At 47.9% G+C, this 26,407-nt stretch carries 18 protein-coding genes; 15 read left to right on the forward strand and 3 right to left on the reverse strand.

The annotated features are described in order from the left end of the window. Positions 1-128 precede the first annotated feature (128 nt). The 9 genes from CA267_RS11310 to CA267_RS11350 all read left to right on the forward strand — a co-directional run bounded on the left by CA267_RS11310 (position 129) and on the right by CA267_RS11350 (position 14,603). Positions 129-1,337, forward strand: a complete 1,209-nt coding sequence (locus CA267_RS11310) for a XylR family transcriptional regulator (protein WP_075607382.1) — start codon at positions 129-131, stop codon at positions 1,335-1,337. A 233-nt stretch (positions 1,338-1,570) separates the two neighbouring features. Then, positions 1,571-3,229, forward strand: a complete 1,659-nt coding sequence (locus CA267_RS11315) for a glycoside hydrolase family 43 protein (RefSeq protein WP_075607381.1) — start codon at positions 1,571-1,573, stop codon at positions 3,227-3,229. After that, positions 3,226-6,102: a glycosyl hydrolase 115 family protein gene (locus CA267_RS11320; RefSeq protein ID WP_232367540.1), complete on the forward strand. Its 2,877-nt coding sequence runs from the start codon at positions 3,226-3,228 to the stop codon at positions 6,100-6,102. Before CA267_RS11315 ends, CA267_RS11320 begins: the two co-directional genes overlap by 4 nt. A gap of 340 nt (positions 6,103-6,442) precedes the next feature. Further along, positions 6,443-7,450, forward strand: coding sequence for a glycoside hydrolase family 43 protein (locus CA267_RS11325; protein WP_232367645.1), 1,008 nt, complete (start codon positions 6,443-6,445; stop codon positions 7,448-7,450). Between the two features lie 3 nt (positions 7,451-7,453). Continuing rightward, the gene (locus tag CA267_RS11330) at positions 7,454-8,887 is read left to right on the forward strand and encodes a sugar porter family MFS transporter (RefSeq protein ID WP_075607380.1); all 1,434 of its coding nucleotides are present in this window, start codon (positions 7,454-7,456) and stop codon (positions 8,885-8,887) included. 157 nt (positions 8,888-9,044) lie between these two features. After that, positions 9,045-11,816, forward strand: a complete 2,772-nt coding sequence (gene galB, locus CA267_RS11335; protein ID WP_232367541.1) for a beta-galactosidase GalB — start codon at positions 9,045-9,047, stop codon at positions 11,814-11,816. Positions 11,817-11,987: 171 nt separating this feature from the next. Further along, complete coding sequence (locus tag CA267_RS11340) at positions 11,988-12,455, forward strand: hypothetical protein (protein WP_075607379.1); 468 nt, start codon at positions 11,988-11,990, stop codon at positions 12,453-12,455. Positions 12,456-12,561: 106 nt separating this feature from the next. Continuing rightward, entirely contained in the window at positions 12,562-13,461 is a 900-nt protein-coding gene (locus CA267_RS11345; RefSeq protein ID WP_075607378.1) for an alpha/beta fold hydrolase, read from the forward strand. A gap of 5 nt (positions 13,462-13,466) precedes the next feature. After that, positions 13,467-14,603 (forward strand): RNA polymerase sigma factor, encoded by a 1,137-nt coding sequence (locus tag CA267_RS11350; RefSeq protein WP_075607377.1) that lies wholly within the window; start codon positions 13,467-13,469, stop codon positions 14,601-14,603. A gap of 68 nt (positions 14,604-14,671) precedes the next feature. Here the strand turns inward: CA267_RS11350 and CA267_RS11355 are convergent, their stop codons facing one another. Next, a complete protein-coding gene (locus CA267_RS11355; RefSeq protein WP_075607376.1) occupies positions 14,672-15,367 on the reverse strand; it encodes a GntR family transcriptional regulator in 696 nt (231 codons plus the stop codon). 475 nt (positions 15,368-15,842) lie between these two features. Here CA267_RS11355 and CA267_RS11360 point away from each other — a divergent pair, with 475 nt between their 5' ends. From CA267_RS11360 to manD, 6 genes are all read left to right on the forward strand, one after another. Continuing rightward, entirely contained in the window at positions 15,843-18,755 is a 2,913-nt protein-coding gene (locus tag CA267_RS11360; RefSeq protein WP_232367542.1) for a TonB-dependent receptor, read from the forward strand. Positions 18,756-18,814: 59 nt separating this feature from the next. After that, entirely contained in the window at positions 18,815-20,974 is a 2,160-nt protein-coding gene (locus CA267_RS11365; protein ID WP_075607375.1) for an alpha-glucuronidase family glycosyl hydrolase, read from the forward strand. 84 nt (positions 20,975-21,058) lie between these two features. Beyond that, positions 21,059-22,015: a C4-dicarboxylate TRAP transporter substrate-binding protein gene (locus CA267_RS11370; RefSeq protein WP_075607374.1), complete on the forward strand. Its 957-nt coding sequence runs from the start codon at positions 21,059-21,061 to the stop codon at positions 22,013-22,015. Further along, positions 22,012-22,479, forward strand: coding sequence for a TRAP transporter small permease (locus CA267_RS11375; RefSeq protein ID WP_075607373.1), 468 nt, complete (start codon positions 22,012-22,014; stop codon positions 22,477-22,479). The genes CA267_RS11370 and CA267_RS11375 overlap by 4 nt, the downstream gene beginning before the upstream one ends. After that, a complete protein-coding gene (locus tag CA267_RS11380; protein ID WP_075607372.1) occupies positions 22,476-23,753 on the forward strand; it encodes a TRAP transporter large permease in 1,278 nt (425 codons plus the stop codon). Before CA267_RS11375 ends, CA267_RS11380 begins: the two co-directional genes overlap by 4 nt. A gap of 23 nt (positions 23,754-23,776) precedes the next feature. Beyond that, positions 23,777-24,985 carry a D-mannonate dehydratase ManD gene (gene manD, locus CA267_RS11385; RefSeq protein WP_075607371.1) on the forward strand — a complete coding sequence of 403 codons (1,209 nt, stop codon included), beginning with the start codon at positions 23,777-23,779 and terminating at the stop codon, positions 24,983-24,985. A gap of 17 nt (positions 24,986-25,002) precedes the next feature. Here the strand turns inward: manD and CA267_RS11390 are convergent, their stop codons facing one another. Together CA267_RS11390 and CA267_RS11395 are read right to left on the reverse strand one after the other, a co-directional pair. Next, the gene (locus tag CA267_RS11390) at positions 25,003-25,689 is read right to left on the reverse strand and encodes a haloacid dehalogenase type II (RefSeq protein WP_075607370.1); all 687 of its coding nucleotides are present in this window, start codon (positions 25,687-25,689) and stop codon (positions 25,003-25,005) included. Positions 25,690-25,815: 126 nt separating this feature from the next. After that, positions 25,816-26,367 (reverse strand): outer membrane protein, encoded by a 552-nt coding sequence (locus CA267_RS11395; protein ID WP_075607369.1) that lies wholly within the window; start codon positions 26,365-26,367, stop codon positions 25,816-25,818. Between the last annotated feature and the right edge of the window lie 40 nt (positions 26,368-26,407).

The raw sequence follows: 26,407 nt of genomic DNA on the forward strand, positions 1-26,407 counted from the left end.
GCAAAAGAACAATTATGAAATCTTGTAATTTTTTTGTTAATTCCTTTAAGATGTACTAGTATGCCAGTCGAAGGTAAAAATCATAATAATCTTTATTTAATTTTGTTTTCAAATCTGGGGCACAGACTATGTTTGATAATACGCATAGCATTACTATGTTGTTCAACGCGAGCAAGGTGTACGACCGGCAAATCATTGAAGGAATTGGCAGCTATCTGCAAACTTCCAAAGCTGATTGGGATCTCTATCTGGAAGAGGATTTTCTTGCCAGACTGGATCATTTAGACGAATGGAGTGGCGACGGCATCATCGCCGACTATGACAATCCTGAGATTCAAGCCGCTCTGCAAAAAGCGAAGGTGCCGGTTGTGGGGATTGGTGGCTCCTATCGTAACGCCAGTGATTATCCGAACGTGCCTTACGTTGCCACAGATAACTACGAACTGGTAAATGCTGCGTTCCAGCACTTACGTCAGAAAGGTATTCAGCGCTTCGCCTTTTATGGTGCGCCCGTTGATGAACACCAGCGTTGGGCAGAAGAGCGTGAACATGCCATTTTGGATATCGTTGAGAAAGAAGGTTATGAATGCTATGTGTACCGCGGGCATCCGGTACGCGCTGAAACCTGGCAATACACCATTAAACGGCTTTCTGATTGGCTGAAAAGTTTGCCCACGCCCATTGGTATCATTGCCGTTACTGATGCCCGTGCTCGTCATCTGTTGCAGGTGTGCGATCATATCGGCATGCTGATTCCCGACAAGATGTCAGTAATAGGCATCGATGACGATGAAATTGCGCGCTTTCTCAGTCGGGTAAGTTTAAGTTCCGTCAAGCAAGGCTGCTTTGACATGGGTTTTCAGGCCGCAAAAACATTGCATAAAATTTTAAAAGGCCAGAATGCGCCGAAGCGCCCTATTCTTGTACCACCGGAGCGGGTGGCTGAACGCCAGTCTACCGACTTTAAGGCCATTAGCGACGCCCACGTTATGCAAGCCATGCATTTTATTCGTCAAAACGCCTGCCGTGGAATTAAGGTAGATCAGGTACTGGATTATGTCGGGATATCCCGCTCAAACCTCGAAAACCGGTTTAAAGAAGAACGCGGTCACAGCATTCATACAGAAATTCATAATGAGAAGCTACAACGCGCCTGCAAAATGTTAAAGGAAACTGACGAAACCACTGCGCAAATTGCCAAAATTTGCGGTTATCCTTCTCTTCAATATCTGTATGCGGTATTTAAAAAGCACTATGGCAAAACACCCATTGAGTATAGAGAAAATGCCAAACCCAATGCTGTCGAAGTGGATTTGGACCTACTATTGGAAGGATAGCCTCTTCTGCGTTTACCTGCCCGACTTGCTCGGGCTTTTTTGTAAGTGAAACAGAAGATAAACGAAAAATCGCAAGTTGGCAGACGGTAAACGTAACCCTGGATATTTGAATTATTAGCCGCCTTTCAGGTTAAATCTGTTGTTAGATTAACAGTAACTTAACAACAGGTGACATAAAGCGCCTATTGTTCGCGCCATCCATCAAGGCGCAGCACCACTTAGGGAAAGAATGTATGAAGCAACTTATCGGCGCTATTGGCATATGCTTGTTGAGCAATATGGCGTGGAGTAAAGGCATGGCGGCATTTGAATGGTTTGAGTATAAAGGCAATGATAAGCAATTTACCGAAAAACTGCCTGAGAACGGGTTTCGCAATCCTATTTTGGCGGGTTTTTATCCTGATCCCAGTATTACCAGAAAAGGCGACGATTACTATCTGGTAACCTCTTCCTTTGCGTATACCCCAGGATTGCCGATTTTTCATAGTAAAGACTTAGTGCATTGGGAGCAGGTGGGGCATGCGCTATCCCGTCCGTCGCAAGTAGAGTTTGCGGGTTTAGGGCTATCCAGAGGCATTTTCGCGCCGACGCTACGCTATCATGAAGGAACCTTTTATCTTATTACCACTGCGGTAGATGCTGGCGGCAACTTTATCATTACAGCTAAAGACCCGGCAGGACCCTGGTCTGATCCTATCTGGCTGCCTGAAGTTGGCGGTATCGATCCGGATATCTTTTTCGACGGCAATGGTAAAGCCTATATCACCCACAACGATGAACCGCCTGGCACGCCTTTATATGAAGGTCATCGCGCACTGTGGATGTGGGAGCTGAACCTTGATGAAATGAAAGTGGTGAAAGGATCACGCAAGCTGCTGGTAAATGGCGGCGTAGACTTGTCGGCAAAACCGGTGTGGATTGAAGGTCCGCATATTTATAAAATCAACGGCTGGTATTATCTTATCAGCGCAGAAGGCGGAACCAGCGTCAATCATTCCGTAGTGGTGTTTCGCACCCGCAGCCTCGACAGTCCTTTTGTGCCCTATAAAAATAACCCCATTCTTACTCAACGAGACGTCAAGAATACCCGCGTTACCTCAACCGGGCATGCCGATCTTATTCAAACGCCCGACGGCAATTGGTGGAGCGTTTTTCTGGCAACCCGGCCTTACCAGGAAAACCTTTATAACACCGGCCGAGAAACCTACCTGCTACCTGTTACCTGGAAAGATGGCTGGCCACATTATCTTGAATCAAAGGCGCCCGTGCCTGTCACTCTGGCCGGGCCCATCGGCATGCAAGCTGGCACCCAATGGCCGCTTACAGGCAACGGCACCTGGCGAGACAATTTCGATACTACTAAGTTAAAACCGCAGTGGCTGGGGCTGAACACGTTCAACCGTGATTGGCTGACGCTCGCAGATGGAAAGCTGCAAATGGCTCCTATCACCACCACAATCACCGACCCAGCACAGTCTGCATTTATCGGGCGGCGACAGCAGCATCAGACATTTACCGCCACTACGCAGGTTCAGGTGCCAGAAGACGGCATTGCGGCGGGATTATTGGTCTTACAAAATCGGCAGGCTAACTACTTTTTTGCTGTACGTAAAGAGGGGCAATCCTGGCAAGGCTTTGTTGAAAAAGTGGTTGCTGGCAACGCGCAAAATGTCGCTTCAGTTGCGTTAAATGTAAGCGCAGGAGAACTCCTTCAACTTAAAGTAGAAGGGAACAAAGGTAGTTTGCAGTTCTTTATTCATCAAGACGGCGATCATCAAGACAAGTGGAGCCCAGTGGGGGACGCTCAGGACGCCAGCATTTTAAGTACAGAAAAAGCGGGTGGTTTTGTGGGTGCAATGGTTGGTCTGCATGTTCGGGAGCAAGCAGAGTGATAAATGCGTTTCGCATAGTTGTACTTTTATTGCTGGCTTTCTCGGCTTCGGCGAACGCTTCAAATTACTTAACCGCACCCGGCGAGGGCGCATTTGCACTTGTATCGCAAGAGGGTGCAGCGGCGCCACTCATTATTGATGTCGAAGCATCAGCCGGTTTACGTCGCGCAGTCACAGATTTGCAAAATGATATCCAGCGCGTGACAGGGCTCCAGCCTCTCATTGAGAGCACCTTGCCACAAAATGCGCAACAGGTTGTTATTATCGGCGAACTGGGCCGCAGTAAATTGCTGGCTCAATTAATAGCCGCTGGTAAACTGAACGTGGAGGGGATCGCGCAAAAATGGGATGGCTATCTAATTCAACATTTACGTCACCCTTTTGAGGGCGTTGAACAGGCGTGGATTATCGCCGGTGCAGATAAACGAGGCGCCATATATGGCAGTTATGATATTAGCGAGACCATAGGGGTGTCGCCCTGGTACTGGTGGGCGGATGTGCCGGTGATACAAAAGGACAACTTGTATCTTGCAGCCGATACGCGGATTGAAGATTTCCCGCGGGTAAAATACCGCGGCATATTCCTTAACGACGAAGCTCCGGCTCTGACATCGTGGAGTCAGGAGAAATTCGGCGGTTACAATGCTGCATTTTACGAACATGTCTTTGAGTTGCTGTTACGTTTAAAGGGCAATTTTCTTTGGCCCGCCATGTGGAATAATGCCTTTGCTGATGACGATCCGCAAAACGCGGTGTTGGCAGACGAGATGGGTATTGTGATGAGCACCTCCCATCACGAACCGATGATGCGCGCCGATAAAGAATGGAACCGTTACGGTGAAGGAAAGTGGGAATATTCTACCAATCCCGATAACTTAGCTGCGTTTTGGGAAGAGGGCGCGAAACGTTACCAACATAGGGAAGGCGTTTTTACTCTGGGAATGCGCGGGCAGGAAGATACGCCCATGAGTGAAGGTGAAAATGTCGCCCTGCTGGAAAAAGTAGTCGCTGATCAACGGGCCATTCTGGCGAAAACCTTCACCGATCGACCTTTGGCTGACGTGCCTCAGGTGTGGACACTATATAAAGAAGTGCAAGGATTTTATGAGCGGGGCATGCGAGTGCCGGAAGATGTCACGCTGCTATGGTCAGATGACAATTTTGGTAATATTCGGCGGTTGCCCACGAAAGAGGAAAGAAGCCGTAAAGGCGGCGCGGGGGTTTACTATCATTTTGATTATGTGGGTGGACCGCGCTCGTATCGCTGGATAAACACGGTGCCGCTAGGAAAAGTTTACGAGCAGATGAGCCAGGCTTACGAATACGGCGCGCGCACCATCTGGGTAACCAATGTCGGCGACTTAAAGCCCATGGAATTGCCTATCGACTTTTTTCTAAGCATGGCCTGGAATCCCACTCGCTTTAATGGCGACTCTCCAAAAGCCTTCACTGAACAATGGGCTGCACAGCAATTTGGTAGTGACAACGCAAGTACAGTCAGCAGTTTATTAAATACCTATACCTTGCATAATGGGCGGCGCAAACCAGAAGCGCTGGAACCTGACACTTACAGTATTGATAACTATAACGAGGCATCGCGAGTTGCCGCCGATCTACAAGCCGCCAGTGCTATTGCCGCAGAACTTCAGCAGTCGTTGTCGGCGCAGTATCAAAGCTCGTTCTTTCAACTGGTTGGTTATCCGCTGTGGGCTTCGCAGGCGGTCTTCGAGCTTAACCGCCATCAGGCGCTCAACGCGCGTTACGCCGCACAGCAAAGAGCGCTTACCAATGATATGGCAACCGCAACACAGGGCTGGTTCAAGCGTGATGCCGAACTTACTGCGCGTTATCATCAGCTTAAGGAAGGGCGCTGGAACGGCATGATGTCTCAGCCTCACATAGGTTATGTAAACTGGCGCAATCCACCTGCCAATATTCCTCCGGTACTGCATACCAAAGCGCTGGCACAACCGGCAGTGGCAGATATGGGCGTGACGGTAGCAGGTGCGCAGACATATTGGCCAGCCAACGAATATTCTGATGAAGCGTTGCAGCTGGATCGATTTACCTTTTTTGGTGAATCATCCCGTTCTATTACCATTTATAATCGTCAGAGCAAGCCGTTTACTTATCGTGCCTCGACTAGCGCGCCGTGGGTTCAGTTATCAGAACAAACGGGAAGCGTAACAGATAGCAAGAATCTGGCAGTATCAATAGATTGGGCAGCGCTACCAGCAGGAGTCAGCAAGGCTCAAGTTTCTATTACTGGCACTGGATGGGGCGGTGCAACAGTCAACGTCGTTGCTGAAAAGCCCGAAACTAATGCTATTCAATCCGCTGGCGGATTTGTCGAAGCTGATGGCTATATCTCTATGCCTGCCAGCGATGGTCGCGTAAAACAGAATACGGACGCCTCTCAGTGGCAGCGTATCGAGTTACTGGGAAGAACCGGTAGCGCTATGCGCGCCTGGCAGGCTGCTGATAAAGCACTATCAGGTACAGAGGCTGCACGTCCCTACTTGGAATTTCCGCTGACATTTTTTTCCACGGGTGAGCATACGGTAGATTTTTACCTCTCCCCCAGCTTTGGCGTGACTCCCGATAATCACCTGCGTTTTGCTTTTGCGCTGGATAATCATGCGGCTGTAACGTTACAAGGAGCAGTAGATAAAAAAGATTGGGCCAAAGGGGTGCTGGATAATGTGCGTAAGGTAACAGCGACCATGAAAGTTGCCCGGCCGGGAAAACATGTGCTACGAATATACCTGCAGGATATGGGCGTGGTGCTGCAAAAAATTGTTATTCACACCGATGAAATTAAACCCAGCTATTTAGGGCCTCCGCCCAGCCGCTGGGTGGTGAAAGCCAAGTAATATCAGCCTATTAGAAACTGCTCTCCGCTTTCTGCCTCAGCCACAGCAGAGAAAGCAACTGTGCGACTGTTGTAAAATTTATGTTATTCTACACACCTATGGCGTTATCTTGTTTTGCAACTGATTAACGTTGCTGTTGGTCTGAGTTATCTGCATTATTCTCTCATCGCGATTATATTTGTATTTAATTAAGGAGAATCATGTGGCGAAAGTGAATGTAAATCGGTCTGTTGTTGCAGCGGCCGTGTCTGCCATCATGCTTTGTGCTTGTCAGCCGGCACCGTCAGATTCAGCAAAGGATAAAGGCGCAACGACGCCTGCACCCAAAGCAACAGAAGCTATGGCAAAAAACAATTCTGAGCAAGTGCGCTCTGGAAAAGCAGAGCCTCTGGTAACCGATATTTATACCGCCGACCCGTCTGCTCACGTGTTTGACGGCAAGCTATATATTTATCCTTCCCACGATGTCGAAGCGGGAATTCCCCAAAACGACAACGGCGATCATTTTGATATGCGTGACTACCACATTTTGTCGATGGACGAAGTCGGCGGCGAAGTTACAGATCATGGCGTGGCGCTTTCAGTAAAAGATATTCCCTGGGCGGGGCGTCAGTTATGGGCGCCAGATGCTGCCTTTAAAGATGGAAAATATTATCTTTATTTTCCTTTAAAAGACAAACAAGACATATTCCGCATCGGCGTGGCAACCAGCGATAATCCGGCTGGTCCGTTTACTCCTGAACCTCAGCCGATAGAAGGCAGCTTCAGTATAGATCCTGCCGTTTATGCCGACGATGATGGTAGTTATTATATGTATTTCGGCGGCATATGGGGTGGTCAGCTACAGCGGTATGAAGGTGATGAGTATTCGCCGGAAGATACCTACCCCGCGGACGATGCGCCAGCGGTGAGTCCTCGGGTAGCTAAACTCAGTGATGATATGCTTTCGTTTGCCGAACCGGTGAGAGAAATTGAACTGCTGGATGAAAACGGCGATCCTCTACTCACCGGCGATAACGATCGCCGTTTTTTCGAAGCTGCCTGGGTACATAAATATGATGGTAAATATTACTTCTCATATTCTACCGGCGATACCCACAAGATTGTCTACGCCACGGGCGATAACCCCTACGGGCCTTTCACCTATCAGGGTGTAATACTAAAGCCGGTAGAAGGCTGGACCAATCATCATTCTATCGTGCAATTTAACGGCAAGTGGTATTTGTTTTATCACGATAGTTCGCTGTCTGGTGGGCAAACACATTTGCGTAGTGTAAAAATGACCGAGCTTAAATATCGTAAAGACGGATCTATTATTCCTATAGACCCATACATGGAGCAGGAGTAACCCATGGAAAACGTAGTACAGGGTTCGGCAACAACACCGGCCAACGATGCCACACATAACACAGGTTTTATTGTGTTTATCAGCATTGTAGCGACCATTGGCGGTTTTTTATTTGGTTTTGATAGTGGTGTAATTAATGGCACTGTTGATGGCTTACAAGCTGCTTTTAATTCCGAGAGCGTAGGAACGGGATTTAACGTTTCCAGTATGTTACTAGGCTGTGCTGTCGGAGCCTTTTTTGCCGGGCGTTTAGCCGATTACTATGGTCGCCGGGCGTTACTAATGATAGCCGCTGTGCTGTTTATCATCAGCGCCTGGGGCTCAGGTATAGCTGAGTCATCAGGTGAGTTTGTCATCTACCGCATCCTCGGTGGCTTAGCTGTCGGCGCTGCGTCAGTCATGGCACCCGCCTACATTGCTGAAGTTTCGCCAGCTAAATATCGCGGTATGCTGACGTCTATCCAGCAAATCGCGATTATCAGCGGCTTGTTTTGCGCCTTTTTAAGTAATTATTTGTTAGCGGGTTCTGCTGAAGGTTCAACAAATCCGCTTTGGTTAAACTATGAAGCCTGGCGCTGGATGTTTTGGATAGAACTTATCCCTGCATTTTTATTTTTCGCAATGTTATTTTTTATTCCTGAAAGTCCTCGCTTTCTGATGGTAAAAAATAAAGGAGAAAAAGCGCGTAATGTTCTCGTTCGTCTGTATGGTCACAGTGTGGGCGAACAAAAAATTGGCGAAATTAAATCGTCGTTGGCTGAGGATCATCAACCGCGCTTCTCCGATTTAATCGAAAAAACCAGTGGCAAAATTCGGCCGATTGTCTGGGTCGGAGTTGGCTTGGCGACGTTTCAACAGTTGGTGGGTATTAATGTAGTCTTTTACTATGGTGCGGTGCTTTGGCAGGCGGTGGGATTCTCAGAATCCGATGCTTTGTTAATCAACGTAATCAGCGGGGCAATTAGTATCGGCGCGTGTGTTCTGGCGCTACTGATTATCGATAAAGTGGGAAGAAAGCCGCTATTGAAGTGGGGCTCGGTAGGCATGACCGTTGCTCTAGTCATGCTGGTAGTGGCTTTCGTAAATGCTGATCAAGATCCCAGCGGACGCCTGATACTCGGTGACTGGGGACCTGTGGCATTAATATGCGCCAACTTTTACGTATTTTTCTTCAACATGTCTTGGGGCCCGGTAATGTGGGTCATGCTGGGCGAGATGTTTCCTAATCAAATTCGCGGTTCAGGACTGGCCGTCAGTGGTCTGGTGCAATGGATAACCAACTTTGCGATTACCTGGACATTCCCAATGATGCTGGCCAGTATTGGGCTGGCGGGTGCATACGGTTTCTATGCTCTATGTGCGTTCCTGTCGATTGTCTTTGTTTCGAAATTAATTTACGAAACTAAAGGCAGAGAGCTGGAAGATATGCAGGGATAACGGCATTAGCAATAAAGTCACTATTGTTTTCTCTAAAAGGCGCTACGGCGCCTTTTTGTTATTTTGTATTCCTGTTACTTAATATTGCCTATTCTTTAACATTTAACGTGGTGGTGTATAGTGGGTAACTTGTATACAAGATGCTGGATTATCATCAATGACTTTATCAGGATACGGAATGACGCCACGACGAAGCGGACTTGCTTTACTTATCTTGCTTGTGTTTCTGATGACATTGGCAGGCTGTGCCGGAAACGATGAAGCCGATGCTGCTACAGATCTTGCGGCAAGAGAACGTATTTCCTTCAATGAAGGCTGGCGTTTTTATAAATATGCTGATTCAAAGCAGGCAGATGGTCTGATATACGATGTGCGTCCTGAAGTGGAAAGCTTTAACGATACAAAGGAAGCCGATAGTAAACCTACAGATGCGGTAGAAGTTAACGCAATCGCCAATGTCTTAAAACCCTGGATAATGCCGACAGGCAATGATTTCATCATTGATCCTGCAAAGCGGCACGTACGGCCACCTGGAAACCCAGGGGCAAAATTTCCTTTTGTTCAGGCAAGCTTTGATGACAGCGAGTGGGAAGCGATAACGCTACCCCATGACTGGGGCATCAAAGGGCCGTTTTTTGAAGGCGATGATCCTGAAGTCGGTGGTGGCATGGGTCGCCTGCCCAGCGATGGCGTCGCCTGGTACCGAAAATCGTTTTCTTTAAGCGAAGACGATAAAGATAAACAGATTTATCTGGATGTTGATGGTGCGATGTCTTACGCCATGGTGTGGTTAAACGGGCATCTTGTGGGCGGCTGGCCATATGGTTACAGCTCCTGGAGGCTTGATCTGACGCCATATATTCGTGCCGGTGGCGATAATCAATTGGCAATTCGTTTGGATAATCCGCCTAGTTCTTCTCGTTGGTATCCTGGTGGTGGAATCTATCGCAATGTGTGGTTGGTAAAAACGGAGCAGGTCCATGTTAAGCACTGGGGCAGTGTGGTGACCACTGAGAATGTCAGCAATGGGTCTGCCGATATTAAGCTGGCAGTGAAGTTGCAGAACAGCAGTAGCGCCAACGTTCAAGTGAAAGTGACTAACGATGTTTACGAGCTTAACGAAACGGGCAAATTAAACGGCCATCAAATCATTTCTTTTGCGCCACAAACTGTCAGCATCAGCAAAAACGCTGACGCTAGCATCGCCAGTCAAATAACCTTAAAACAACCTAAACTATGGGGGCCGCGCCCCACGCAAACACCAAACCGATACGCGGTTATTACCAAGGTTTGGCAAAATGGAGAGCTAAAAGATTCTTATCAAACCAATTTTGGTATCCGCAGCTTGCGTTTCGATCCCAGTAGCGGCGTCCACGTCAACGGCGAGCTTATTCCTTTACAAGGGGTTAACCAGCACCATGATTTAGGTGCGTTGGGAGCGGCGTTTAATGTACGAGCGGCGGAAAGGCAGCTGGAAATTCTGCGTGATATGGGCGTGAATACTATCCGTGTCGCGCATAATCCGCCGGCGCCGGAGTTGCTGGAACTCACCGACAGAATGGGGATTTTGGTTACCGATGAATCTTTTGATTCCTGGTATAAGAAGAAAACGCCGCTGGATTTCCATCTTATTTTTGAAGATTGGCATGAACAGGATCTTAGAGCGTTAGTGCGCCGGGATCGTAATCATCCATCGGTGATCATGTGGTTTATCGGCAATGAGGTAGGCGAGCAGTATACAGACGAAGAGGGAGCTAAGATCGCGCGTGAGCTTAGCCGCATTGTAAAGGAAGAAGACTCTACTCGCCCGGTCACAGCGTCAATGAACTGGGCGAAAGCAGACATGCCTTTTCCTGCTGCCCTTGATGTTATCAGCCTGAATTATCAAGGCGAAGGCATTCGGCAGTTACCCGAATTTGAAGGCACCGAGCGAATTCGGACGCCTCCTTCTTATCCGGCTTTTCATAAAGCCCACCCAGACAAAGTGATACTTTCCAGTGAAACTGCTTCGGCTTTTAGTAGCCGAGGCATTTATCTTTTTCCGGTCACTGATGAATTTAGCGCCCCTGTGCGGGATGGGCGAGGAGGCGACTCCAGCATTCATCAGGTTAGCTCGTACGAATTACATGCGGTAGATTTTGGGTCTTCAGCAGACAAAGTTTTTAAATATATGGATATGTATCCTTTTGTCGCGGGGCAGTTTGTCTGGAACGGCTTTGACTATCTTGGGGAGCCCACGCCTTATTACTCTGCACGAAGTTCGTATTCTGGAATGATTGATCTGGCGGGGTTTAAAAAAGACAGATTCTATCTGTATCAAAGTAAGTGGCGGCCGAATTTTCCCATGGTGCACATTCTACCGCATTGGAACTGGCCGGAGCGGCTCGGTAAAGTTACGCCAATTCATATTTTTACGTCTGGCGATGAAGTGGAACTGTTTATTAATGGCAAATCCCAAGGCAAAAAGAAAAAAGGTCAGTACGAGTACCGACTACGGTTTGACAATGTGGTGTATGAACCTGGCACGGTAAAAGCTGTAGCTTACAAAGCGGGTAAGCCATGGGCGCAGGAAACTGTTGTCACTACTGGCGCGGCCACTGGCTTGTCGGTTGAAGCCGACAGAACGAAAATTGCTGGGGATGGTGAAGATTTGGCGTTTGTCACGGTGAAGGTAACAGATAACAACGGTAATACGGTTCCCACCGCGAGAAATAAGGTTTCCTTTTCAGTCTCAGATAACGCTGAAATTGTTGCTACAGATAATGGCGATTCAACCAACTTTACCCCGTTTCCTTCTTCTTCGCGCGAAGCGTTTAGCGGCAAAGTGTTGGCTATTATCAAAGCTAAAAAACGACAGAGTGGTGAAATTATAGTGACTGCCAGCGCTGAAGGATTAACCGCTGGTACCGAGGTAATCCAAATCAGGTGATCACAACAGGGCATAACGCAGAATGCGTTATTGCCTTCCATGCTAATAATTTGCATTTCAGCAGGCAATGAAAGTTCGCCAGCGGTTTAATTATTGCGCTATTATAAACGCTGCGGGAACGGAAAAACATTTCGCCGGTAGGTTATTGCGAATTTTGCATGGAGGTAAAAAATGCTGAGAAAATGTAAATTGCTGAAAGTGGGAGTTATGCTGGCAGCAATGGTGCTAACAGTAGCAGCCTGCTCCCCTACTTCAAGCTCACTCGATCAACTGGCAATTAATATAGCAACAAAGAACATCCAAACACCTGCTGACACCTGGTTTGCGCATGGCAGCCTTCACAGTGAAACAGCACTGGCATGGCAAAAAGCATCGTATCAGAGTAAGCGTGCAACCTGCGCTGATTATTTGCAAGCAATGATTCAAAAAAATATGCTCAAGGCGCAGCCGTTTAATACTCTTCAAAGTATTGACGAACTTAAGCCTTACGCTGAGACTCTCGTGCAGGTGCTGGACAAGCAATTAGCTGTGAATGGTGATTTGCAGCAGAATGAAGAAAAGTTTTCTGACGTTAAGATTGCAACACAAATTGAAGAAGCGGCTCGTAAGCTGGGGTGGCTATCTGAGACATTTGAATAGCGGGCGTTCTCCCAACAAGCTAAAAATTCACCTTTTTTTGTCACACATATTTCGGCTCCCGTTTCTTATTAATATGGTTTCGGAAAAGGTGGATTAGTATAATATTATGAATAAACTCGTAGCGCACATCACGCTCCAATCGCGTCAATGCAAATTTTGGGGGCTAATAGTGGCACTACTCGTTACAGCTTTTACTGCCTCCGCGGAAGAAAATTTTTCCCAGCAGGTCAGCGGTGAAGGGAGGCCGGTTATTCTGATTCCTGGTCTTATGTCTAATGGCACTGTTTGGAATAGCGTACAGGAAACGCTGACGGCAAACTATGAGGTGCATGTGCTTTCCCTGGCTGGATTTGCGGGTACACCGGCGGCGAAAAATCCGTCACTTGAACATACCATGCAAGAAATCGGCGAATATATAAAGAAAAACCAGCTACATGAGCCGGTAATTATCGGTCACAGCCTCGGTGGATTTATCGGCTTTTGGCTGGCAGTAAACTACGGCGAGCGCATTGGTAAAGTGATCAGCGTTGACGGTTTACCCTATTTAGCGCCGGTCTTTACCCGTAGTTCAGCAACAACAGTGGCGATGATGCAAGGCCAGGCCAGCATGTTGCGCCAGCAATATCGGTATTTCAATGGCGAGCAACTCGAGCAGCAGGCGCAGGCGAACATTTCTATACAGGCCACGGCAAAGCAGGATCAGCAAAAGGTTCTCGCGATGGCCAGGCACTCCCACCCGGAAACTGTAGGAGAGGCGATATATACTCTACTGACGACAGATTTGCGCAACGACCTCAAAACTGTTACTGCACCAATCCTGCTGTTGGGTGCAGTGGGCGCGTTTACTAACGTTTCGCAGCAGAACGCTGCTGAGGCGCTGTACCAACAGCAACTGGAAAAGGCGCCTAATGCTACGCTAATCATGAATCGGGAATCCCGTCATTTTATTATGTTTGATCAGCCCAATTGGTTGGCGCGCCAAATTATCCATTTTATTGAGGATTGATAAAAATGGACGCGATATCAACCACCATTGACGTAGATGTTTTGGCAGCAAAAGGTGGCGATATCAAGGCATTTGAGCGCCTTGTTTTTGCCACAAGTGCAACTATCAGTAGTATTGCGCTGGCTATTGTCAAAGATTTAGACGCCAGTGAAGAAGTGACGCAGCAGGTGTATATCAGTTGCTGGAAGAATTTATCGACGTTAAAAAATAACGCCAGCTTCCTGCCGTGGCTTCGACAATCGACCCGCTATGCGGCACTTAATTATCTACGGGATAATCGCACAAAAGAGAAAGCGTGTAGGGCCGAGGCGGACGAATTTTTTGCTCAATTTGTTGACGCATCTTCAAACATTGAATGCAGTTATCAGCGGAAAGAGCAGCAAATAATTATTCGCAAGCTCTTGAATACATTGCCCGAAGAAACTCGGGAAGTTTTGCTGCTTTACTACCGCGAGGAGCAATCAACAGTGCAGGTGGCAAGTCTGTTGTCGTTGTCAGAAGCGGCTGTGCGGCAAAAGCTCTCCCGCGCGCGAAGCAGATTGAAGGAACAGTTACTGTCGAAATACGGAAAAGTCATTGTTACTACTACGCCTACGATAGCGTTTACATCCATGGCGTTGGGATCGCTTTCGGTGAGCGCACCCGCAAAAGCGGCGGTAACTGCCAGCGGTGCTGGCAGCTTGGGGAAAGTAAGCGTGATAGGAAGTGTAAAATGGCTGTTTAGTGGCGCAACACTTGGGGCGGCAATTGGGGGGCTGGCTATCTGTTTAGGTTATAGAGTGGCACTAACTGCTATGACAGATGAAAAGGCTAAAGTGCGTCTTACTCGAGTAAGAAATTATACACTTTTGTGGCTGGTATTGAGCGCCGCACTGCTTGGTGCCGCTTATGAACTTACCAGCGGCTGGCTGGCACCAGTCTTTGCTTATTCTCTTTTTGCCATCGGGCTGGTATACCTAACGCGTTTAAATCAGCAAATTATCTTTGCAAACACGGTGGATAAATTCGCCTGCACAACTATGAAAAAGCGAGGGGTGCGGGCACAAAAAGTTTTCACCCGCAGTGGGCTTTATGGCGGGCTGCTAGCGGGCATGATGGGAGTAATTATAGGTTTGATAAATAGCGGAAGAATGATTCTTTAGCAAAAGCGGCTTATATCTGTGGGGCACAAAAGCCCCCGCAGATCTTTAAGTTAATCCCGTCGAGGTGGTTAAATGACGAATGCTTCCTCTTCAAAAAAATCAGGATGCATTCGTTTTACGCCATCTAAAACATTTAGAATTTCGTGTAAATGCGTGGTCATAGCTTGACGAGCCGCATTGATATCTTTGTTACGAATGGCTTTTACAATAGCCCGATGTTGCGACAACACACTGTCGTACTGCCCGCCAAATTCCTTTAAGCTTAAATTTCTGACTCGATCCATGTGCGCTTTCTCGTACTGAATCAAGCTTGCAGCGCGTTGGAACTGCGAGTAGTCGGCTAGCAACTGGTGAAAATTATCATCTAATTTTTGAAAGGCGAGGGCATCATGCTTATTCGCTGCCAGCTCCTGTTTATGGATGAGGCTTTCGCAGTCAATTACCAGTTCTTCATTACCAAACTCTGCACAATAACTCACAATCGCGACTTCAAGTGCTTCACGAATAAATCGGGCTTCGAGAATTTTTGAAATACTGAGTTTGGACACAAAAGTGCCCCGTTGCGGTCTCACTTCAGCAAAACCTAAAGCAACCAGTTTGGCAATGGTTTCGCGAATAGGCGTGCGGCTGACTCCAAATTTCATAGCCAGAGTATTCTCAGACATGCCAGAGCCTGGTTCGATAGACATGTTCACAATCTCGTCACGAAGATGTTGAAACACTTGCTCTGAAGTCGATTGTGTATAAGAGATCTGGATTGCCATGTTTGCTAATTTTCGGATACATAATGCTGTAGTTATCAATACAACCGTCAGTATAGATGATTCCTTCCACATCCTGTTAATTAAATTGATTGGATGTTCAAATGCCTATGTCGGTTACCGTCCGCCACGTTGTGACAACAGTAGAGCTGACGCTGCAGGTCAGACTTGCGATGCGTGTTGAGTAAGGAAAGCTGAACCTGCTTTTAAGCCTGTGGCTTCTATTGCGTAAATAAGCCGTGCAAATGGCAGGCAGCAACCTGGCCGATTAAACCTTCGCCTAAATTCACATCGCGATTATGTTTTTTATCAAATCATCAAAAAATTGTTAATAGCTATGGAAAGGGGTGTTTCACATGGTTATAGTGGCGGCAGCTTGAGGTTGTATACAAGTATTCATGTTGCAGTGGAACAATTAACGACATAGCGAAACGCTTGATGCGTAGACGGGATCAGGCGTTGGGTTAAGAGGTAATTTATGACAACGAAGAGAAAGTTTACGCTGAGCAAAAAAGGCTTGTTGATGCTAGCCATTGCCACAGCAACAGCGGGCGCTTATGGACAGGAGCAAGCCGAAGATGAATCCGAGCAGGTAGAACGTGCGCCCGCCCAAACAGAGGTTATTGAAGTTCGCGGTTACCGCGGCAGTTTATTTAATTCCAGTGCTGCCAAGCGAGAGTCGCAAGGCTTTGTGGACGAAGTCTTTGCCGATGATATTGGTAAAATGCCCAGCCAGAATCTGGCGGAATCATTAAGCCGTATTCCCGGAGTAAAAATAAACCGGGATGTGACGGGTGAAGGCCAGCAGATATCCGTACGGGGGTTAGGCCCCAGTTTTACCAAAATTGCTTTAAATGGAAATTCCATCGCCATTGCCTCGGACGGCAGCCTGGGTTCGGGAAACCGTAATCGCGAAGTCGATTTGGATATTTTCCCTACCGAATTGTTCAGCAGCCTCGCGGTATCTAAAACTGCGACAGCCAGTCAGTTGGAAGGTGGTGTTTCAGGTTTTGTTAATATGCGCACCGCCAGGCCATTTGACGCTGGCGAAGATGGCTTTAAGTATTCGTTAGAAGGGGCTTATGGGGATCTTCGCGAAGAAATTAATCCACGCTATTCCTTCATGTATAAGAAGACCGGGGAAGAATTTGGGGTATTAATAGGTGTCGCTGGTGCCAATACAAAATCGCGGGTTGATGGTTATGAAGCGGTATCATTGTTCACCGATGGCTGTACCGCGCAGTGGGATAATCCCGAGCATTCAGCTTCTAGCTGTGTGGACGGTAGTCAGGGGCTTAATCACTTTTTCTGGAGCCCTGAAGCCACAGCAGACTATGCTGCCGCCCATCCCGGCGTAAATGTTGGCGATGCGGTTGATCCGGTAGCCACCTCCGGCTTGGATGCTGAAACATTGGATACCGCGTTGTTGCCGTACCTGGGCCGGCCCATGTTTACCTATGGTGATCGGGATCGCGTTTCCGGATTGGTATCGTTTCAGTATCGTCCTGGCGATAATCTGGATATGGCGTTGGATATCATGTACGCCGATGCTTCTAAAGACTTTGTAAGAACCGAAGCTATGTGGTGGGGGCGGCGCAACTATCTGCATCAAGGCGCCGCTATCATTCCTGAAGATGTCACCGTGGACAGTAACGGCTACGTTCAGTCCGGCACATTCTATAATTCACACATCTGGGTGGGGTCTCACGATTACCAGGAAGATCTCTCTTTTCTAAGCGTAATGCCTAATGTGGAATGGCAAGCTACGTCGTTATTAAATGTAAAAGCGTCTGCCAGTTTTACCAAATCAGAATTTGACCGCGATGAACCCTACGCGTTGTACATGTCGCCCAGCGGCACTATGACCTTTGAAAACGGCGAAGTCCCCAGTTTCAATTTCAGTGAAGATCCAGCCAGTCCTGATATTGGTTGGACATGGCAACAGGAATATGACCAAAACGGTGATGGTGAAATTGCTGCTGATGAAAAGTTTGGCGATATGTTCCGCATTCAGCGCAATCATCGCGAAACTGAGACAAAAGGTTTACACCTGGATTTTGAATATGGCGAAGCGCCAGATTATAACGGTTTTAAATTTGGCATCGCCTGGGATGAAAATTCCAGCAATATGCGAAGCTTTGGAGGAACGGCAGAGTTTACCGAAAACAACGTGATTGGCTCAGATGCCTATAACAACTTTGCCGATTATCTTGGCCCGTCACTGGTGAATGATTTGGGCAACAGTATAAGCGGGTACAGCGGGTATACTGGCATTGCACAGATCGATTGGGCACGGTTAAAAGAAGCGACAGACTATAATAACTTTGATGCTATTGAACAGGCGGGCGATCAGTTTGGCCAGACGGTGGGCGATATCACTGAAGAAGTATTAGGGCTTTATCTTGAAGCCAATGCAGAAACGGAGATTGCAGACAGAAACTTGCGCATGAACATGGGCGTGCGCTGGGTGTCGACGGATCAGAACGTGGCAACCACAGAAAGCGAAACCAACGCCAGCTATGACAAGCTGTTGCCTTCATTCAGTGTCGTCTATGACGTGGCTGAAGATGTAAAATTACGCGCTAGCGCATCGCGCAGCCTCACACGCGCCAATCCTTCGGATATGTTTCCCAATGCCTCATGGGGCGGATCGGGAATTGAATCGGTTAACGCCGGTAATCCTTATTTATCGCCTTTTGAAGCTACAAACTTTGATATTGGTGGCGAGTGGTACTTCTCCGATCTCGGCTATGTCGGGTTAACCTACTTTGAAAAAGAAGTCACAGGGTTTACCCGTTCAGACAGTGTAACGGTTCCATTTACCGAGCTGCCTACTTACGGTATGGATATTACCAGTATTGGCGCAGACCGGGAGCAGGCATTGTTGGAATGCGGTGGTCCCAGCCAATGTACAACGGTAGTGAATACGCGTAACAACATTGACGGCTCAACAACATTAAGCGGTTTTGAAGCAGTATGGGTAATGCCGCTGGATTTTATTGTGGAAGGCATGGGCTTTAACGCCAGTGCCACCACGATTAAACAGGACGCCAGCGACGAAGAGGCCATTATTACCGGCATTTCTGAATGGAGCTACAACGCGACAGCCTTTTATGAAAACGAGGCGTTTCAAACCCGCTTAACCCTGTATCACCAAGACGGCGCGGCCAGCTATTACAGCCAGGGCAAGGAAGTTTTTTCTTTCGATCGAACTCAGGTAGATTTGTCAGCCAGTTATCAGTTGCCAGTAAGTTATGACATGACGGTAACGTTCGATGCGTATAACCTGACTAACGAACCCGTAGGTAACTGGCACGAATACTCTGGCATTGCCTTTGATGCATTTTATCCGGGGACGACTTATACACTTGGTTTACGCGGCGCATTTTAATAACAATATAACAGCAGTCGGGTCAACGGAGGCTGGCTCGGCTACTGTTGGAGAGATGTATGAAACTGGTTCTAATACTCGCAGGGTGGCTATTTGCGCTGACGGTGCAAGCTTCCTCTATTATGCAGGGCGAAGATGGCTATCGCTTATGGCTCAAATACGATCCTATTGATAACGCGGATGTACAGCAGGCTTATCGACAGCACGCCGCCAACTGGTTTGTTGCCGGAAACTCAGCGACTACCCAGGTGATAAAAGATGAGCTGGATTTCGCATTAAAAGGTTTGCTTGGTGAAGCGAGCGCGACAGATGCCGAGTCGGCAGGCCTTATTGTTGCCGCTGGCGACAATGCCACGGTATATCGACAAAAACTAAAAATTGAAACTGCAGATTTAGGTGATGAAGGCTACCTGATCCAACAGGTTCGCTGGCAAAATAAGCCGCGATTGGTCGTGCTGGCGAATACCGATGTGGGAGCATTGTACGGCACCTTTCATTTACTGCGATTGATGCAAACCCAGCAAAACCTTGAGAATGTTGCGCTACGCAGCGCACCGAAAACACAATTACGGGTATTGAACCACTGGGATAATCTAGATCGTCACGTCGAACGCGGCTATGCAGGGCAATCCATCTGGGATTGGCACAAACTGCCTGATTACCGCTATCAGCGCTATTTTGATTACGCTCGCGCCAATGCGTCGGTCGGTATTAATGGTACTGTGCTTAATAATGTTAACGCCGATCCTCTCATTCTCACTTCGCAATATTTAGATAAGGTAAAAGCACTGGCTGACATTTTCCGTCCTTACGGCATCAAAGTGTATCTGTCTGTGAAGTTCAGTTCGCCACAGTTAATCGGCGGTCTCAAATCTTCAGATCCTCTAGATAAAAAAGTGCAAGCGTGGTGGAAGAACAAGGCAGATGAAATTTATCAGGCCATTCCCGATTTCGGCGGCTTTCTGGTAAAAGCCAATTCTGAAGGCCAGCCTGGGCCCGGCGATTTTGGTCGTACTCATGCACAAGGCGCAAACATGCTGGCACAAGCGCTGGCGCCTCACGGTGGCGTTGTCATGTGGCGGGCGTTTGTTTATGCCAACGAAAAGAATGAAGAGCGCTCAAAGCAGGCATATTCTGAATTCAAACCCCTGGACGGCAAGTTTGATGACAACGTGTTGGTGCAGGTAAAAAACGGTCCGATAGATTTTCAGCCGCGTGAACCTGTCAACGCGCTATTTGGTGCGACTCCTCAAACTCCTTTGATGATGGAGTTTCAGATTACGATGGAGTATCTGGGGTTCAGTACTCACTTCGTATATTTAGGGCCGATGTATGAAGAGGTGTTGAAAACCGATACTTTTGCCAAAGGGAAAGGATCTACCGTTGCCAGCGTCATCGATGGCGAGCTTTACGATTACCCGATTACAGGCATGGCGGGCGTTGCCAATATCGGCACGGATCGCAACTGGACAGGGCATATTATGTTGCAATCCAACTGGTATGTTTTCGGCCGTATGGCCTGGAATCCGTCAATCAGCAGCGCTACCGTGGCGGACGAATGGGTGCGTATGACACTCAGCAACGATAATGAAGTGGTAACTAAAGTTAAGGATATGATGATGGCAAGTCACGAGGCAACAGTAAACTATATGACGCCACTCGGGCTGCACCACATTATGGGAGCAGGACACCATTACGGGCCTGCGCCGTGGGTAGATTCTTTGGGGCGGGCTGATTGGAATTCGGTTTACTATCACCAGGCAAACAGCAAAGGGATTGGCTTTGACCGCTCGCCTTCCGGAGTAAATGCTGTCGAACAATATTTTTCACCGTTAAAAGAAGAATACGCTAACCCTGCCACCACACCAGAAAAGTACCTGCTATGGTTCCATCATCTGCCGTGGGAATACAACGTAGCTTCCAGCGGCCGTACGCTGTGGAGCGAAATTGTGCATCGGTATTATCAAGGCGCGAATACGGTGAAAGAAATGGCGAATACCTGGGATAGCCTTGAAGGGAAAATCGACCCTTGGCAGTTCCATCAGGTGCAAATGGCTATGACCATTCAGCAGAAAGAAGCTATCTGGTGGCGCAATGCCTGTGTACTGTACTTTCAGCAGTTTGCCGAGCTTCCTATACCTGAAGGTTTGGAAAAACCTGAACAATCGCTGGAATATTATCAGTCGCTCTCTTTTCCTCATGCACCAGGACAAGGGTAATCATTGGCGATGATACGTTGCCGAAGCATCGCAACAGATAAACCTGCAAGCCGAACTCCCTTGGCTGGAAAACTATGCTTCCTAATGACGAGCATTTTATTTCTGCTATTCCCCGGTAGCGCCAGCGCGGTAACTCAATTGAATGTGATTACCGCGCTGAGTAGCAACGACCCGATGTATAAAGGGCTGGAGGAGTTTAAGCGGCTGGTGGAGCAGAACAGCCAGCGCTCAATAGAAATCCGCCTGTTTCTGGGGTCGCAGCTCGGTAATGATGACGACATGCTTGAACAAGCCATGCTTGGTGCGAATGTAGCGGTGTTGGCAGACGCCGGTAGGCTTTCTATTTATCAGCATGAGTTGGGCATATTAAGCGCGCCTTATCTGGTGAGAGATGCTAACGAGCTAAAAACGCTGGTGACGTCGCCGTTATTTGCGAACTGGGCAGAGACATTGGCCCGGGAAGACGAACTGCATATCTTTTCGTTTAACTGGTGGCAGGGCGCCCGTCATCTGTTAACGCAAAAGAAAGTTACCGAACCTGCTGATCTAGACAGTGTGCGAATGCGAACGATTGGTATGCCAGTCTGGATAGAAACTATCAGGGCTATGGGCGCAACTCCTACGCCGCTAAGTTGGTCAGAAGTTTACAGTGGGTTGCAGCAAAAAGTGATAGATGCCGCCGAAGCCCAGTTCACTGGAATGTGGGGCGCGCGACTTTACGAAGTTGTCAGCCATGTTACGAAAACTGGCCATATCCAGCTACTTTCCGGTTTGGTTGGCAGCAAGAAGTGGTTTGACGCGCTTACTCCAAAACAGCAAAAAGTGGTTACTCAGGCTGCTATAAAGGCTGGTGACCACGCCAGCGATCTTGTCAGACACGCGGAAGCTTCTATCGTACTAGAGCTGAAGGAAAAAGGCGTGGAGGTGACTGATATTGATACCAACGCTTTTGAACAGGCGACGCGTTCAGTTTATCCGAAGCTGGGTTACGCAAAGCTACACCAACAGGTGCAGGCGTATTTGCAGGAGCCCGGCAGATGAAGTGGCTGGACAAGTTTGAACGGCTGATATGTGTTTGCTTATTAGCCGCCATTGTACTGCTGGTATTTTTGGCCGCAGTTATGCGAACAGTGGGAATACCTGTCATATGGTCGGTTGAAGTAGCACAACTGTTATTTGTCTGGCTGGCGATGTTGGCGGCAAACCAAACTTTCCGCCACTCTGAGCACGCCAGTGTAGATATTCTTATGCGGCGATTAACGCCTGCTCGCCAACAAGTGTTATTGCAAATTTTTGATGTGGCCATGATTGCGATATTACTGGTAGTGGCTTATTACGGCTTTACTTTGTTTGCGATAAATCCGAAGCGAACGCTGGGAAGTACTGACATTCCCTATCAGTATGTCACGCTGGCCTTACCGGTTGGCGCAATACTGATGATTTCCACGCTTATCCAGCGCTTAATAGCACCTAAACATCATAAACCCGAAGAGTCCGGCTTATGATGATGCTGATGTTGTTTCTGCTGCTGCTATTACTGGGAATGCCGCTGGCTTTCTGTCTGCTTATCGCCGGTTTTAGCTACTTTGCCATGGCTGATAGCCTGCCGTTGATGGTGGGTGTGCAGCGTATGGTGGCCAGTTCACAAAACTTTCCTCTGTTAGCGGTGCCATTTTTTATTCTCGCTGGCCATGTTATGAACCACTCAGGTATTACCGAGCGGCTTATTCGCTTTTCCAATTTGTTGGTTGCCTGGATAGCGGGTGGGCTGGCCCACGTTACTATTATTCTTAGCGCGTTAATGGGAGGCGTCTCGGGTTCCGCCATTGCTGATGCTGCCATGCAGGCAAGAATTCTGGGCCAGCCAATGCAGGACTCGGGATTGAGCAGAGGTTTCAGCGCCGCCATTATTGCTGTTAGCGCGTTAATTACGGCATGCATTCCGCCGAGTATTGGTCTTATTCTTTATGGATATGTCGGCAATGTGTCGATTGGGCAGCTGTTTATTGCCGGAATTGTGCCGGGTATCTTGCTTATGTTTATACTGATGTTTACCGTGTACCGCCAGGTTAAGAGGCATTATCCCAATCAGGCGGCGGGTCAAAAACGCCCCGGGGGGCGAGAAATCCTGCGCTCGATGAACGACTGTAAATGGGCGCTGCTATTCCCGGTGATTCTAATTGTTACCATTCGGTTCGGCATATTTACTCCTTCCGAAGCAGGCGCTTTTGCTGTGATTTACGCCTGCGCTATCGGATTATTTGTTTACCGGGATTTGCATTGGCAAACGATCGTTACCTCTCTTAAAGACAGCGTAAATGACATTGGCATGATCATGCTGATTATTCTGGCTTCAGGCGTGGTGGGTTACGTGGTGGCTTATGAACAATTGCCGGTAAGCCTGGCCCAGAGCGTCACAGCACTAACTGAACAACCTTTACTGGTGATGTTCACCTGTCTGCTGCTGTTATTATTCGTCGGTATGTTAATGGAGGGCACAGTTACCGTACTGTTGCTCACACCTATTCTGGTGCCAGTTATTGAAGCTGTGGGCATTGACCCGGTCCATTTCGGTATTCTGATGATGATCATGGTGACGTTTGGCGGCACAACTCCACCGGTGGGAATAGCCATGTACACCGTGTGTAACATTATGAAATGCCCCACGGATTCGTATGTAAAGGACGCATGGCCTTTTTTTATTGCAGTGCTGATAGCGATTACAATAATGGCAGTATTTCCGCCGCTGGTCATGTTTCTGCCGCATCTACTTTACTAATTCATCTCCTAAGGAGCTAACTGATGAAAATTACTCAAGCAAAGGTCATCGTCTGTTCGCCGGGACGTAATTTTGTCACTCTTAAAGTGATGACTGATCAAGGCGTGTACGGCATTGGCGACGCGACGTTAAATGGCCGGGAAAAGTCAGTTGTCAGCTACCTTGAAGATTACGTTATTCCAGCGTTAATAGGCCGGGACCCGCAGCAAATAGAAGATATTTGGCAGTATCTTTATCGGGGGGCGTACTGGCGTCGCGGTCCCATTGGTATGACCGCCATTGCCGCTGTTGATATGGCATTGTGGGATATTAAAGGCAAAATCGCGGGATTGCCGTTATATCAGGTGTTAGGCGGGCGTAGCAGAGATAAAATAATGACTTACACTCATGCCAACGGCAGCGACATCGCCGCTACGCTGGATGAAGTGGGCAAAGCGATAGATGAGGGTTACCAGGCGGTGCGTGTACAATCTGGCATTCCTGGTATCGCCAGCACTTACGGTGTAGCAAAAAAAGGCCATAACTATGAGCCAGCTGATTCCGATTTACCCACTGAAACTGTGTGGTCCACTGAAAAGTATCTGAATTTTGTGCCCAAATTATTTCAGGCTGTGCGGGATAAATATGGTGATGATATCCATTTACTGCACGATGTACATCATCGTTTGACACCAATTGAAGCGGCCCGACTGGGGAAATCGCTGGAGCCCTTTCATCTGTTTTGGATGGAGGACGCCGTTCCTGCAGAGAATCAAGAGAGCTTCAGGCTTATTCGTGAACACACTACCACGCCGTTAGCGGTGGGCGAAGTATTTAACTCTATCCACGACTGTCGGGAATTAATACAAAAGCAGTATATTGATTACATTCGCGCGACCATTGTTCACGCTGGTGGCATAACCCAAATGCGCAGAATTGCTGATTTTGCCAGTCTGTATAATGTGCGTACGGGCTTTCATGGTGCTACGGACTTATCGCCCGTGTGTATGGGCTGCGCACTGCATTTTGATTATTGGGTGCCCAACTTTGGCATTCAGGAGCATATGCCCCATAGCGACGAAATGGAATCGGTATTCCAGTTTGATTATCACTTTGAAAAAGGATTTTTTACGCCGGGTGAAGCGCCTGGGCACGGTGTCGATATAGACGAGAAGCTCGCGGCACAATATCCCTACAAACGCGCCAGTTTGCCGGTTAATCGACTTGAAGACGGAACCTTGTGGCACTGGTAGTGCCACAATCAGCCCGACTACATTGCTAACAATGTTGCAGTTAATTCATTTAAATCTTTTACCGAAATATCCGGCTCACGGCCCAGCGGATACATCATTTTCCCCGGGCGCTCCACAAATGCGGTTTGCATACCTACTGCTTTCGCCCCAGTCACATCCCAGCCGTGAGCTGCCACCATTAGACCTTGCTGGGCCGAAATCTTCATTTTCTTCAATGCGGCTTCGTAAACTTGCGGGTAAGGTTTGTATATGCGTAAGTGTTCAACACTCATTACCGAGTTGAAATAAGGAGCAATTCCAGCGTTGGCTAGCTGCTGTTCAAGCCCGTGCTGTGAGGAATTGGAAAGCGCCACCAGAACAAAACCTTTTTCAGCCAGCTTAATCAGACTTTCTTTTACGTCAGCATGAGGGGGAATAGAAGTCATCGGGCCGGTAATTTTGTTTGTCGCTTCCTCCATGGAGAGTTGAATGCCCTGACTGTGCGCGACCATTACCAGAGCAGCTGCTCCAATTTCGGTAAAGTTGTGAAAGCCGCCGCTCGCGCAATCCACCAGCGAATGGTGTAATAAAGTGGAGAACCATACCGGTACCAGATCTTCGTTATTTCCTAATGCATCGGCAATGGCAGATTTTACCTGCGACATATCCAGCATGGTTTCATTTACATCAAAATAGACGACAGAGGGGACTGTTAGTAAGGGCATGAGGGCTCCGGTAAAAACTTCACACGTCTGAATTTTTACCGGATTACCCGAGCTTCGGGTCACAAAAAAGTAGCGGCCCCAGTTTTTGTAATTAAGTTAATAGGAGGCGGAAAGCAGAACTGCCGTCTAGAATCGAAAACGTACACCTGCCGACATAATATCAATATCGTCAAATTTCTCATACATCACCTCAAAGGCGACAGAACGGGTGCTGCTGTAACTTAAGCCTGCGCCCATACCAAACTGCCATTCATCCTGGCTAAACCGAGAGTCATCAGTAGATGCCTTTAACTTCAAATTGCCGTAAGAAGGCTGAGCAAACAGGACAAAGTTTTTGCTTAATTGATAAATGCCCCGCAGGCTGAACGCGGCAAAATGATCTGCCTCAACGACAACTTTCTGATCATCGACGGTGATGGTGTCGTCACCAAAACCATAGCCGTAACGCGCTTCAGGCATCACGCTGAAGTCGGAATTACCGATGGAATAAAGATAGCCAACGCTTAACGCCATGGCTTTTACACTAAACTCATCGTTTTGCTCAACGACTTCTGCAGTAGGCGTGCTGCTATTGTCAGAGAAGTTCATATAAGACACACCAAAATTCCAGTCGGCGCTGGCGGTATTACAGAAGAAGCCGGTAAACGACACGGCGAGTATTGCTTTCAATATTTTCATTATTTTCTCATTAATGCGGATTAGTATAACGCCACTATGG

It is taken from the genome of Alteromonas pelagimontana (assembly GCF_002499975.2).
In the GTDB taxonomy this organism is placed as follows: Bacteria; Pseudomonadota; Gammaproteobacteria; order Enterobacterales; family Alteromonadaceae; genus Alteromonas; species Alteromonas pelagimontana.

What these genes read in the sequence shown, in the direction of transcription:
- manD (WP_075607371.1), top strand. Translation starts at nt 23,777, where the DNA reads ATGAAAATTACTCAAGCAAAGGTCATCGTCTGTTCGCCGGGACGTAAT.
- CA267_RS11310 (WP_075607382.1), top strand. Translation starts at nt 129, where the DNA reads ATGTTTGATAATACGCATAGCATTACTATGTTGTTCAACGCGAGCAAG.
- CA267_RS11395 (WP_075607369.1), bottom strand. Translation starts at nt 26,367, where the DNA reads ATGAAAATATTGAAAGCAATACTCGCCGTGTCGTTTACCGGCTTCTTC.
- CA267_RS11365 (WP_075607375.1), top strand. Translation starts at nt 18,815, where the DNA reads ATGAAACTGGTTCTAATACTCGCAGGGTGGCTATTTGCGCTGACGGTG.
- CA267_RS11340 (WP_075607379.1), top strand. Translation starts at nt 11,988, where the DNA reads ATGCTGAGAAAATGTAAATTGCTGAAAGTGGGAGTTATGCTGGCAGCA.
- CA267_RS11325 (WP_232367645.1), top strand. Translation starts at nt 6,443, where the DNA reads ATGGCAAAAAACAATTCTGAGCAAGTGCGCTCTGGAAAAGCAGAGCCT.
- CA267_RS11330 (WP_075607380.1), top strand. Translation starts at nt 7,454, where the DNA reads ATGGAAAACGTAGTACAGGGTTCGGCAACAACACCGGCCAACGATGCC.
- CA267_RS11355 (WP_075607376.1), bottom strand. Translation starts at nt 15,367, where the DNA reads ATGGCAATCCAGATCTCTTATACACAATCGACTTCAGAGCAAGTGTTT.
- CA267_RS11360 (WP_232367542.1), top strand. Translation starts at nt 15,843, where the DNA reads ATGACAACGAAGAGAAAGTTTACGCTGAGCAAAAAAGGCTTGTTGATG.
- CA267_RS11390 (WP_075607370.1), bottom strand. Translation starts at nt 25,689, where the DNA reads ATGCCCTTACTAACAGTCCCCTCTGTCGTCTATTTTGATGTAAATGAA.
- CA267_RS11375 (WP_075607373.1), top strand. Translation starts at nt 22,012, where the DNA reads ATGAAGTGGCTGGACAAGTTTGAACGGCTGATATGTGTTTGCTTATTA.
- CA267_RS11315 (WP_075607381.1), top strand. Translation starts at nt 1,571, where the DNA reads ATGAAGCAACTTATCGGCGCTATTGGCATATGCTTGTTGAGCAATATG.
- CA267_RS11350 (WP_075607377.1), top strand. Translation starts at nt 13,467, where the DNA reads ATGGACGCGATATCAACCACCATTGACGTAGATGTTTTGGCAGCAAAA.
- CA267_RS11380 (WP_075607372.1), top strand. Translation starts at nt 22,476, where the DNA reads ATGATGATGCTGATGTTGTTTCTGCTGCTGCTATTACTGGGAATGCCG.
- CA267_RS11345 (WP_075607378.1), top strand. Translation starts at nt 12,562, where the DNA reads ATGAATAAACTCGTAGCGCACATCACGCTCCAATCGCGTCAATGCAAA.
- galB (WP_232367541.1), top strand. Translation starts at nt 9,045, where the DNA reads ATGACTTTATCAGGATACGGAATGACGCCACGACGAAGCGGACTTGCT.
- CA267_RS11370 (WP_075607374.1), top strand. Translation starts at nt 21,059, where the DNA reads ATGACGAGCATTTTATTTCTGCTATTCCCCGGTAGCGCCAGCGCGGTA.